The sequence below is a fragment of the Prevotella sp. genome, from assembly GCF_051059605.1.
In the GTDB taxonomy this organism is placed as follows: Bacteria; Bacteroidota; Bacteroidia; order Bacteroidales; family Bacteroidaceae; genus Prevotella.
On sequence record NZ_CP050883.1, the window covers coordinates 2,130,001 to 2,143,077 of the forward strand.

The following is a 13,077-nucleotide window of genomic DNA, read 5'->3' on the forward strand; positions in this document are numbered from 1 at the left end:
CTGTGTTTTTGTTAAACAGTTGCCTGGACCTATTCTCTGCGCCTCTCCCGGAGGAGAGGACCCCTTATCCCGAAGTTACGGGGTTAATTTGCCTAGTTCCTTAACCATGAATCTCTCAACGCCTTAGTATGTTCTACCCGTCTACCTGTGTCGGATTGCGGTACGGGTACCACAGGGATTAAGTTTAGCGGATTTTCTCGGGAGTATGCTTACCAGCGCTATCAGCTTCCCCCGAAGGGGAGGCCGTACTATCAGGTTCGACTCGGAAGGTGGATTTGCCTGCCTTCCTCAACATCTACACCCTTTAACGGGGACTTCCGTCACCCCGCGGCTGTGTCACTGCTCCGTCTCCACGTCACTCCCTATGGTAGTAACGGAATATTAACCGTTTCTGCCATCGCCCTCGCCCTTCGGCTGAGACTTAGGACCCGACTAACCCCAGGCTGATTAACATTGCCTGGGAAACCTTAGACTTTTGGCGGAGGGGGATCTTACCCCTCTAATCGTTACTTATACCTACATTTGCTTTTCCATACGCTCCAGGATCAGTTATCTTCTCCATTCGACGCATATGGAATGCTCCCCTACCGATACTTTTATTATTACTATCCCGCGTCTTCGGTACCTGCCTTATACCCGATTATTATCCATGCCCGGACCCTCGACTAGTGAGCTGTTACGCACTCTTTGAATGAATGGCTGCTTCCAAGCCAACATCCTAGCTGTCACTGGGACCAGACTTCGTTAGACTAACTTAGACAGAATTTGGGGACCTTAGACGGCGGTCTGGATTCTTCTCCTCTCGGGGACGGACCTTAGCACCCGCCCCCTTACTGCATATCTGCTGCTCATGAGCATTCGGAGTTCGTCAGGTCTTGATAGGCGGTGAAGCCCTCTTGACCTATCGGTCGCTCTACCTCTCATGAGGATCGATACACGCGGCACCTAAATGCCTTTCGGGGAGTACGAGCTATCTCCAAGTTTGATTGGCCTTTCACTCCTACACTCAACTCATCCAGAAGCTTTTCAACGCTTATTGGTTCGGACCTCCATTCCGTGTTACCGGAACTTCATCCTGGTCAAGTGTAGATCACTTGGTTTCGCGTCTACCCCCTCTGACTAAACGCCCTGTTCAGGCTCGCTTTCACTGCGGTTGCGGGGCTTAACCCCTTAACCTTGCCAGAGATGGTAACTCGTAGGTTCATTATGCAAAAGGCACGCCGTCACTGATTGCTCAGCTCCGACCGCTTGTAAGCGTATGGTTTCAGGAACTATTTCACTCTTCTTATCGAAGTTCTTTTCACCTTTCCCTCACGGTACTGGTACACTATCGGTCTCACAGGAGTATTTAGCCTTACCGGATGGTCCCGGCAGATTCGCGCAGAATTCCTCGTGCTCCGCGTTACTCAGGATACCACTATGCCGGTTTCAACTTCACATAAGGGGCTATCACCCGCTATGGCTGAACTTTCCAGTTCATTCTGTTCATTGTTGCCGTACAACAGCGTGGTCCTACAACCCCGGCGGTGCGTTGCCACATCACCGGTTTGGGCTGTTCCCCGTTCGCTCGCCACTACTAGGGGAATCATTATTTATTTTCTCTTCCTCCGGGTACTAAGATGTTTCAGTTCCCCGGGTTAACCCTCACGACTGGCGTGAGTGACTGTCCTTCAGACAGACGGGTTGTCCCATTCGGAAATCTTCGGATCAACGGCTATTTGCACCTACCCGAAGCTTATCGCAGCTTATCACGTCCTTCATCGTCTCTGTGAGCCTAGGCATCCACCATACGCCCTTTCTTACTTTCTTTCGCCAACATGACAGTAAATGTCATGAGGTTGCTCATACTTTCAGCTGTTAAGTGAAATCTAAAAAATCTTGCGATTTGTTGATTTCAAAGTTTGAACTTTGTTACTTTACAGTTTTGCTTGTGTCAATATGTCAAAGATCTATGTGGAATACATATACTTAATCAAAAGCATGTTCCTTGTGTGGAGAATAACGGATTCGAACCGTTGACCCCCTGCTTGCAAAGCAGGTGCTCTAGCCAGCTGAGCTAATCCCCCGTGGGATTTTAAGGAGTAGTCCCAGGCAGACTTGAACTGCCGACCTCCACATTATCAGTGTGGCGCTCTAACCAACTGAGCTATAGGACTATATCTTCCAGCTGGTTCATTCAAGCTACGTGGGCTTATTGTGCCCAGCTTCCTTATTTCTCTTATATGTATAAACAGTTCAGTGAGTACAAGAAGGAAAAGAACCAAACTCTTGTTCTATCCTTATATATAATCCTTTGTCGGAAAATCGTCTCCAGAAAGGAGGTGTTCCAGCCGCACCTTCCGGTACGGCTACCTTGTTACGACTTAGCCCCAATTACCAGTTTTGCCCTAGGCCGTTCCTTGCGGTCACGGACTTCAGGCACCCCCGGCTTTCATGGCTTGACGGGCGGTGTGTACAAGGCCCGGGAACGTATTCACCGCGCCATGGCTGATGCGCGATTACTAGCGAATCCAGCTTCGTGAGGTCGGGTTGCAGACCTCAGTCCGAACTGGGACCGGCTTTAAGGATTGGATTACTTTTGCAAGCAACCGTCTCTCTGTACCGGCCATTGTAACACGTGTGTAGCCCCGGACGTAAGGGCCGTGCTGATTTGACGTCATCCCCACCTTCCTCACACCTTACGGTGGCAGTATCTCCAGAGTGCCCAGCATGACCTGATGGCAACTAAAGAAAGGGGTTGCGCTCGTTATGGCACTTAAGCCGACACCTCACGGCACGAGCTGACGACAACCATGCAGCACCTTCACAGAGGCCCCGAAGGGCATCACCATCTCTGGATCTTTCCTCTGCAATTCAAGCCCGGGTAAGGTTCCTCGCGTATCATCGAATTAAACCACATGTTCCTCCGCTTGTGCGGGCCCCCGTCAATTCCTTTGAGTTTCACCGTTGCCGGCGTACTCCCCAGGTGGGATGCTTAATGCTTTCGCTTGGCCGCTGGCCCAGGTGGGTCAACAGCGGGCATCCATCGTTTACCGTGCGGACTACCAGGGTATCTAATCCTGTTCGATACCCGCACTTTCGAGCTTCAGCGTCAGTTGTGCTCCCGTAAGCTGCCTTCGCAATCGGAGTTCTTCGTGATATCTAAGCATTTCACCGCTACACCACGAATTCCGCCTACGTTGCGCACACTCAAGTCTGCCAGTTCGCGCTGCAATTCAGATGTTGAGCATCTACATTTCACAACACGCTTAACAGACGGCCTACGCTCCCTTTAAACCCAATAAATCCGGATAACGCCTGGACCTTCCGTATTACCGCGGCTGCTGGCACGGAATTAGCCGGTCCTTATTCATACAGTACCTACAAATAACCACACGTGGCTAACTTTATTCCTGTATAAAAGCAGTTTACAACCCATAGGGCCGTCATCCTGCACGCTACTTGGCTGGTTCAGGCTTCCGCCCATTGACCAATATTCCTCACTGCTGCCTCCCGTAGGAGTTTGGACCGTGTCTCAGTTCCAATGTGGGGGACCTTCCTCTCAGAACCCCTACTGATCGTTGCCTTGGTGGGCCGTTACCCCGCCAACAAGCTAATCAGACGCATCCCCATCCACAACCGATAAATCTTTATTCCTCGTCAGATGTCATCTGAGGAAATTATAAGGTATTAGTCTTACTTTCGCAAGGTTATTCCTTAGTTGGGGGCAGGTTGGATACGCGTTACTCACCCGTGCGCCGGTCGTCGACAAGGAAAGCAAGCTTTCCTCTCGTTACCCCTCGACTTGCATGTGTTAAGCCTGTAGCTAGCGTTCATCCTGAGCCAGGATCAAACTCTCCATTGTAAAATATTATATATTCTATTTCTAGAATGTCTGTAATCTGTTCAGAACGAATCTCCTAAATTATTGTAGTCTAAAACCTGATTTTTTCGAAACCGAACTAATGTCCGGTGACGGTTTGTTTCTTTTTTACCCGAGTACCGAAATAAATCTCAGCACTCGCTTCTTGTACTACTTTTCTGTCTATGTAAATCTTTTCAAAGAACTCTTTCTTATGCTTAAGAAGAACCGTTGTTCTTAAAAGCGAGTGCAAAAGTATAGGTTTTTATTCAAACCTCCAAATCTTTTTGATAAAAAGATTCAATTATATTTCAATATTTCCGTTTTGTTGACAGAATTGATGATTTGGAAAAACATACACATTATTATATATAGAGAGGGATGGGATGTCTTTTATTTATGCCAGGCAAATAGCCAAACAAAGGGGATTCCTACCTGTGGGAATTCACATTTTTAAGCTACGAAGCTACGTAAAGGTATTAACTTACTGTAGTTTAGTAAGTTACGTAATATTTTACAGAAATATAGCTACGGCAAGCTAAGTTCGAGCTACGTCATGGGATGGAGTTTCAACGATGAAAAGGAAAAGATGGAATTATTCGGGATCACTTTTATACGAGAAAAAGAGGACGTTTGATCGATGGATTGGAAACTTTATAACGATATAATGGAAACGTTTGATCGATGTAATGCAAACTTTATGTCGTAGGATCAGAAACTTTATAACGATACAATAGAAACGTTTGATCGTAGAAACGGTTTTATTGATGAGTATTAATGGTCTACCGCCAGTCTTCTATGTTTCATTCTTCCTACATACAGTTTTATAAAAAAAAGCGTCGAAGTGTCGAATCGCTGATTATCAGGAAGTTATGTTCAAAACAAGTGTCGGCAAGGTGTCGGTGAAGTGTCGGTAAAATTCAAAACAGTGCCGACACCTTACCGACACTTCACCGACACTTAAATCACAGCTACCATATTGACAGTCAGACATTTGACACTTTGACACTTATATTTCAAAAAGTCCTAGTACGCGCGTACGTACATAATATATATAAGCATTTGGAAATATATCTCAGAAAGAACATCATATTGAAATTCACCTCTGTTTTGGGGCAAACACTTCTATCCTATATGAAAACGACCGTAATTGACGTAGCTAGAACGTAGCCTGACGTAGCTAACTTTCAATGTCTAAACACTCTCCTCCCCTTTGTTTAAAGGAGTTTCCAGCGATGACGTAGCTACGTAGCTAAAAAACATAATTACATGTATAACATCCTAAGCCACATACGTGCAAATGTTTTTACTAGACTTGGCTTTTTTATAATGCTTTTGCGTCGATCAATAATTTGTAATTCTATATTTACTTGGAGTCATACATTTAATGCGACGAAACACACGGCAAAAATATGGAATATCATTAAAGCCCGTTTTATAACAGACTTGTGATATATTTAAGTCTGACTTTTTAAGTAATTCACACGCCTTTGATATTCGATACTCATTTAGATAATTAACAAACGACATACCTATATTATGCTTAAAGAAACGGCAAAACGAAGTACGGTTCATATTTACATTACGAGCTACATCGTCAATAGTTATTGACCTGTAGAAATTACATAGCACATAAGTTTTTATTAAGTTAAGCTGATATTCTCTAGCATCCATTTTATTATTATGCCCTACAATATAAATATCCTTATCATCAGACAAAACACTAAGGAGTCTTATCAGCGAAGCTAATTTCTCTGCATTATTTTCTTTCTTCATGCCATTTAAAATAGATGTGATTACATCAGCTTTTCTCTTGCCGAACTTAACAGCATCAATATTCTCACGTATCTTCATTATCACAACAGACATTTCAGGAAATGTAGAAGCACATTTATTCAAGAAAACATCATCAAAAGTTACAGTTATATTTGCTACATGACCATTTATATCAGTTTCAGAATCATTAAATGACCAACAATGAGGTATTTCAGGAGGTATAAGGACAACATCTCCAGAATTAAACATCTCGGTCTTATCACCTATAGCTCGCATCCCTGAGCCCAGAGATACATAAGATAATTCCCATGTAGATTGCTGGTGCAAATCTATTTGATTCTTAGGAGCAATATGAACATCGTTGTAAGAAAAAGAATGTAAGAGGTTGTCATTCATATGTAATTGGTATTATAATACGAGATGCAAATATAAGACAATTCTAATAAACAATAATACAATTATATGATTTTTATTTCTTATAATTTTGCCGACATAAATTAAACAATCAATTATGGCACCAACTTATTTGGCATCAAAACCACGGTATGAAATACTAGACGGACTACGCGGTGTTGCGGCAATGATCGTAGTAGCATTCCATTTGTTTGAGACTTATTCAAAAGGACCAGTTTTTCAGATATTGAATCATGGCTATCTAGCTGTAGATTTCTTTTTCGTCCTGTCAGGATTCGTTATTGGTTATGCTTATGACGACCGTTGGAACAAAATGACAACATGGGGATTTTTCAAACGACGTCTTGTACGTCTACACCCTATGGTTATTATGGGAACAGTTTTAGGTGCCTTACTATTCTACTTCAGTGACTGCTCAGGATTTCCACTTATCAGCAAAACATCATGGCAAGAGTTGATAATGATAATGTTGTTTGCTTTCACTATGCTACCTGCCACAACGAAGATGGATATACGAGGATGGGGAGAAACTAATCCTTTGAACGGTCCTGCTTGGTCTCTTCAATGGGAGTACATAGCTAATATTCTATATGCAACCATCATACGTCATTTTTCGAAGACAATGCTAGCTATATTCTTGGTTTTTGCAGCATTCCTCACATTAAATTTAACAATGAACTGGGACGTTTTGAATGTACTTCAAGCTCGCAATTATGCTGCATATACCGTAATTGGAGGATGGAGTTTAACCCCCGACCAAATATGTATAGGAGCATCTCGCCTACTATATCCATTTTTTGCCGGTCTGCTACTATCACGTATCAACAAACTGATAAAAGTAAGAGCAGGATTCTGGTGGTGCTCATTACTTATTGCTGCGCTACTAGTGATGCCTAGAATAGGAGGCACAGAAAAAATGTGGCTGAATGGAATATATGAATCAACAACAATTATAGTTCTATTCCCCTTAATTGTTTTAATTGGAGCAGGCAGTCATGTATCAGGTAAATCAGTTACCGTGTGTAAGTTTTTTGGAGAAATATCATATCCTTTATACATCATCCACTACCCATTAGTCTACCTACAAGTAGCATGGATGCATAGCCACCCAGATGCCCCTTTGGGAGCACATATTTTTGTAAGTATATCAGTATTTGTAATGGCTATAGCTGTAGCATACGCATGCCTCAAACTATACGATATACCAATACGCAACTGGCTGAAAAAGAACTGGCTTATGAAATAACAGCGTACAATATTAGCAGAAAAGCACTACAAGACTATATCTGCACTATCCGTAGATAGATAAAATATATATTGCTGTCAGCTAAAAGTTTTATCTCCGTATAAAAGTAAGACTGAATTCCAATAGAGGAATTCAGTCTTTTTATTTACCTTTGTTTTTACCACAAAACCATGTAACAATGAACAAAGGTATATATCTTAGGCTGAACTCAGAAATAGACTCAGCCTTTTATTGTTATTACTCATACCTTTTATTTTTTTTCGGGCGAAGACATTACAACAAGTAACCTATCACCAGCCTTTATAGATTTGGCCATATTTTGTACATCTTTGACGGTAATGCTGCGTACAAGATTATCATAATCTTTATCTAAATTATAACCATGATTCCACTCAAAACTCATTACATATTGCCAATATCTGTTTGAAGTCTGGTTACTTTGATGAACTTTCAACATATATTCTTTCACTTTATCCACATCAGTCTGAGAGGGCCCATTTTTAACGAGTTCATCAAGTCCTTTATCAACAAGAGAAATGGCCAAATCTGATTGTTGAGGGCTTGTTGGAAAACGCACAATGATACGATTCTGTTCATTAGGATAATAATCAACAGCACAGCCTGCACTTACAGAATAAGCAGCACCTGCATCTTCACGTATCGTTTTTGTATAAATGATTGTCAGCACTTGCCCAAGAATGGAGCCTACAATTTGATTACGGACATTGAATTCCCCAGGTGCAACATATTGCAAACTAATTGTGGCCTTAGGCGTCTGTTGTTCTTTATAGAAAATACAAGAACGTGACCCTGGCAATATTTCATGAATAGAGCGAGCTTGTTCATGCTTATACGTAGATGGTAAAGATGCAATATATTTTTCAAGATATGGGCGTAAACTGTCGATGTTTACATTTCCAACAAACGTAAAAGTGAAATTGGAAGCATCACTGAAACGTTGTTTATAGATATTGAGTAAAGTATCATAATTAATACTGTCATATTCTTCTGCTTTCAATTCATCATTATAGGGACTTTTACCATAAGTAATCATCTGCAGAGAATCAGAAAAAGCCTGTTCTGGCTTACCATCCATAGAAAGAGTAGTTCTTTTAAGGCGCTGTGTAAAGCTGGCAAAAGCTTCAGAATCTTTATGTGGATAAAGAAAACTTGCATGTGTCATTTCAAGCATATATTTGATATCCACAGGCAAACAGCTACCTGCTACAGACTGATAATTATCTTCAATGCCAACATTAATATTTGCATTTATACCAACAAACTTCTTGCTCATATCTGCTAGGCTGTAATTTCCCCACCCAGAGATGGCAGTCATACCGCTAATTAGAGTGGAATATTTATATTGTTCAGCAGGAATAAGAGATAATCCACCGTGAGCGAATGCCTGCATCAATATTTCATTTTTTTTGTAATCAGTCTTCATCACGACCACTTTAGCTCCATTGGAAAGTGTCATATGTATACGTCCGTCAGAATCAGTAGTTTCGGAAATAATTGTTCCAGCAACGGGTTCCACCGGCAAGAAAGGCAAATTAGAAACATTATCTATGTATGGAGCTATTTTCTCTGCCTCAACTTTCTTATACATTTCCATAAAAACTTGCTTGGAAGGAACATTTATAGTATCAGCTTCGGGGGCTGTAATTGTTATGACAATGTTACTATCATCCCCCTTAAACAAAGATCGGAAATAATTGTTCAGGTCTGCTACAGTGAGTTTCGGTAATTCCTTTTTCCAAAACGCCACCTCATCTTCAAGCCTTGGAATCGGTTCGTTGTCAAGAAAATTACGAACATACTCATTTACAAAGCCACTACTTTCACGTTTATTCTTGTCTTCCAACATATTGTCAAGATGAACCAGCATATCCTTTCTATAACGATCAAATTCTGACTGAGTAAAACCATTCTGACGTATACGAAACAGTTCACGGAGCATTGCTTCAGAACCTTCCATAATACTGTTTCTATTATCCTTACAACTAACAATGGCAGAAAGTGCACGCTTGGTATTTGAAAGGAAGAAATCACCATCGCGGATATATGCAAGAGCAAACGGCGAATCTGGTTTCTGTGCGATATCGCGGGTATGGTCATGAAACATCTCATAAAAGAAATTGTTGAACAGGTTATGAACCATATAATCACGGCTGTTCTTATCATCCCTCTTAGTCACATCATGTTTAAAATACATAACTACATTAGAGGAAGAAAGTTCCTTATCCCTATCTGCAAAAAATATTGGTTCCTTATTATCCGGTACAGGATAATAGATGCGACTCGCTTTATTCATGGGCGCAGCAGGAATATGCGAAAATATTTTTTTAATCTTCGCTTCCATTTGAGCCACATCAATATCACCAACTATGATAATTCCCTGAAGATCGGGACGATACCATTTCTCATAATAACTACGAAGAGCCTGCGGCTTAAAATGCATAACAATGTCCATATTACCGATAGGCATAGCATCAGCATACTTTGAACCAGCAAGGATAACTGGCATCATTGCTTCATTCATACGCTGACTAGAAGAGTTTCTCATACGCCATTCTTCGTGAATGACACCACGCTCGTCATTGATATCCTTATCGTTAAGTGTAAGATCGTTAGACCAATCATGAAGTATCCACAGGCACGAATCGATAGCTCCATTTACAGTTGTCGGTACATTATCTATGCTGTAAACCGTTTCATCTACTGCCGTATAGGCATTCAGATCATCACCAAATTTAACACCTATTTTCTCTAGATATGAACGAAGGCTTGTTCCAGGGAAATGCTTAGTACCATTGAAACACATATGTTCAAGAAAATGCGCCAGTCCACGCTGATTTGGTTCTTCCTGTATAGCCCCAACCTTTTGTGCGATATAAAAATAAGCTCGTTGTTTAGGTTCTGGATTGTGGCGAATATAATACGTCAGTCCATTTTTTAGTTTTCCAATTTTCACATCAGAATCTGTTGTAAATTGCTGCGCATTCATTGATAAAACAACTAATGCCAGCAGTAAAGAATTGATAATTCGTTTCATTTATATTTTGTTTATTTAATTGTAGAATTCGTCTTTTTTATTTTTTCAAGCAGCTTCTTATCCTTCTTATCAGTAATCAATCCTTCCAGAGTTTTACATCCATAATCAAATTGAGTTTGACTGATTCCTTTCATTGTAGCAGCTTCCTGAAGATTCTTCATTAATAATTTTTTATCTTTCATAATGAAAGAGCTTGGTAATTTATAGCTCATGACATAAACGGAAGCATTTTTCACTCCGTTGTGCTTCATATATGCTTCATACTCATCCATTTTTTGTATATCATACCCATGAAAATTCATTGTAACAGGATCAAAAATATAATATGTTTTAGCGTAAGTTTTCCAAACAAATTCCAACTCATCAGCTATGTTATCTCCGTATTTCTCAATAAACTCTTGTCGATGATCGTAAACATACACAAAGGATGGAGCATAAGGATCACGTATATATTCTTGGAATATACGAAACGCAGTAGTATCGTTTAGTAATACCTGTGGATTATGATTGCAAAAATCTTCTGAGACTTGTTTTATTTTGGCTTTCTCGCTCAATTTTTCCAATTGGGCTATATATTTACTGACCACAATAGATGAATGATCTCCTGCAGAATATTGTAGCTCGACGGCAGACGGTCCAGCATGCTTCAACATAACGCTAAGGGTGTCGACAAGCTTTTGGGGCTGAAAATATCCAACTAAACGAAGTTTCTGATTCCCATCGGCATCAAGTATAATATATGTAGGATAGCTGTTTATATCCCATTTTTTTCCCAATTCTATAGCTTTACCTTTCTCCATATCCATTTGAGCTGACACGAAGTGGGACCGAAAAAAATCACCAACCACTTTTTGGGGGAAAACCTCTTGGGCCATTTTACGACACGGACCGCACCACGTAGTAAAACAATCAATAAACACCATTTTATGTTCTTTCTGTGCTTGTTCCATTAACTCCGTTAAAGATTTTGCTTCAAATTTAACACCTTCTGTAGTTTGTGCCACACTATGAAGAGAAAGAAGACTAAGAATAGCAACTAATACTTTTTTTAAAATTATTTTCATCGAATATATTTATATTATTTGGCATCTCTTACAAGACGCACACTTAAATAATTACTTTTAATCATACTATTGCATTCTATGTCTTTACTATTATAAGTAATCTTGTTATAAAATGCGAAATTATCAGTTGCCTTCGTGTTATCTATTGTAGATGTCCAATAAAAGCCATAAACATAAGTGTAATAATCCAGCTTATGCAATTGTTGAAAATAGGTATCTATCAAGTAATATCCTCCTAAGGATAGATTGATAGCACTTGCAACATCACCGTGAGTTATTTGTTCCAACTCTTGCCAATCGTCAACAGTTGGCAACCTCCATCCTTCGGGCACAGCAGCTTGGGCAGCCTCAAAGTCATAAAGAAAACCAAACGTCTTGAAATATTTAGCAGCAATACCATCATCATATAACCCTTGTGTCACTGAAGTTGTATCAGGCATCACCGTCCCGATACCAGAATGAAAGCGCATATTGCTTGTTGTCCATTCCAAATCTCCATATTTAACCCATCCGTATTCATTTCCATCACGTTCATCTTTCCACGTACCGGTTTCAGAAGGAGATGGGGTTATGGAACTATCATCGTTATTGCAACTGAATAATGCGAAAGCAAAAACTGCAAACAGTATAACAATAATCTTTCTATTTTTTTTATCAATTGTTTTCATTATTACTCTATTTATTAATAATTAATTAAAAGATGACTCCAATTTCACTAAATATTTTTTTCAGCAAATTGAATTTAGCCATAACGATAGGATATTGACCATATTTAGCTTTGAAAGACTCGTCTGTGTAATCGAAAACTGCATTCGTATAGTCAGCCAAATCATAACTTTTAGCTTTAATATTATATATTGGAAAACCATAAGGAGCACCATAAGAATAATACCCCCCATCAAGAAGTCCAAGATTATAGGGAGTAGGATATTTTTTAAAAAATGCCGTTGCATCATCATTCATTGCGTATGTGCTATAATAAGCATTGCAGTAAGCATAAAAATCATCGAATGTGGATGATGGTAATGACTGCAATTGCGTGTTAATGATACTTTTCAAAATAGTTTTTTGGTAAATCACTTGCTGATCAGATGTCATATTTAGAATATTTCCCAGAGCAATTGCCGTACAACGAGAACCAGTATATACAGAAGGATTGGTAAGGGTCATTTCATAATATGTACTTGCATTGGATACATAATAATTTATCTTGTCAACAATTAATATTGAGAACGGAAATAAACTTCCACCAAGATGCGGCAGTATTTGATTTTGGACAAATTCAGTTCCAGTCTTCTTATCTGTATCGGAAGAGAGATAATTAAACTGGAAAACTTCTTCTTGACCTCCATTGTTGCCCGTAAGTTTATAATTGAGTTTCACATCCTCATAATTATAAAAAGGGCTTCCGTCTGGATTTGTCCCGACACGCTCTTTCTTTAAGGTATCATTAAACAAAAGATATACATGATTTTTAGTGTAAAAATTCATCTGTAAAATCTGATCATAAGATGAAGTTCCATAAGGATGGAGCCACTCATCTTCTTTTAAAGCTCCTGCCTCGACATCATCACTAGAACAACTACTTATTGTAAGCACTGTAACTACAATATAAGCCATTAAGAATAACAGCGATTTTGATGATATGTAAATTGATTTATTCTTTTTCATAATAGTCTGT

At 39.9% G+C, this 13,077-nt stretch carries 6 protein-coding genes, 2 tRNA genes and 2 rRNA genes (1 of these 10 only partly in view); 1 reads left to right on the plus strand and 9 read right to left on the minus strand.

Going from position 1 to position 13,077, the window contains the following annotated elements; translation table 11 throughout:
* The 5 genes from HEQ28_RS08350 to HEQ28_RS08370 all read right to left on the minus strand — a co-directional run.
* Positions 1-1,809 (minus strand): 23S ribosomal RNA (locus tag HEQ28_RS08350) (it extends 1,089 nt beyond the left edge of the window).
* Positions 1,810-1,992: 183 nt separating this feature from the next.
* A tRNA-Ala gene (locus tag HEQ28_RS08355) sits at positions 1,993-2,066 on the minus strand.
* Positions 2,067-2,082: 16 nt separating this feature from the next.
* A tRNA-Ile gene (locus tag HEQ28_RS08360) sits at positions 2,083-2,156 on the minus strand.
* 158 nt (positions 2,157-2,314) lie between these two features.
* A 16S ribosomal RNA gene (locus HEQ28_RS08365) occupies positions 2,315-3,844 on the minus strand.
* Together the 16S and 23S rRNA genes with 2 tRNA genes alongside form the textbook arrangement of a ribosomal RNA operon.
* Positions 3,845-5,185: 1,341 nt before the next feature.
* Positions 5,186-6,013, minus strand: a complete 828-nt coding sequence (locus HEQ28_RS08370) for an AraC family transcriptional regulator (protein ID WP_434501807.1) — start codon at positions 6,011-6,013, stop codon at positions 5,186-5,188.
* Positions 6,014-6,128: 115 nt separating this feature from the next.
* Here HEQ28_RS08370 and HEQ28_RS08375 point away from each other — a divergent pair, with 115 nt between their 5' ends.
* On the plus strand, positions 6,129-7,277 hold the full coding sequence (locus tag HEQ28_RS08375) for an acyltransferase family protein (protein WP_434501808.1): 1,149 nt from the start codon (positions 6,129-6,131) through the stop codon (positions 7,275-7,277).
* A 250-nt stretch (positions 7,278-7,527) separates the two neighbouring features.
* On the opposite strand, the gene HEQ28_RS08380 is transcribed toward HEQ28_RS08375, so the two are convergent.
* The 4 genes from HEQ28_RS08380 to HEQ28_RS08395 are packed head-to-tail and all read right to left on the minus strand — an operon-like array spanning position 7,528 to position 13,067.
* On the minus strand, positions 7,528-10,332 hold the full coding sequence (locus HEQ28_RS08380; protein WP_434501809.1) for a M16 family metallopeptidase: 2,805 nt from the start codon (positions 10,330-10,332) through the stop codon (positions 7,528-7,530).
* A gap of 11 nt (positions 10,333-10,343) precedes the next feature.
* A complete protein-coding gene (locus HEQ28_RS08385; protein WP_434501810.1) occupies positions 10,344-11,396 on the minus strand; it encodes a thioredoxin family protein in 1,053 nt (350 codons plus the stop codon).
* 14 nt (positions 11,397-11,410) lie between these two features.
* Positions 11,411-12,064, minus strand: a complete 654-nt coding sequence (locus HEQ28_RS08390; protein ID WP_434501811.1) for an FISUMP domain-containing protein — start codon at positions 12,062-12,064, stop codon at positions 11,411-11,413.
* Positions 12,065-12,089: 25 nt separating this feature from the next.
* Positions 12,090-13,067 (minus strand): hypothetical protein, encoded by a 978-nt coding sequence (locus HEQ28_RS08395; RefSeq protein ID WP_434501812.1) that lies wholly within the window; start codon positions 13,065-13,067, stop codon positions 12,090-12,092.
* Between the last annotated feature and the right edge of the window lie 10 nt (positions 13,068-13,077).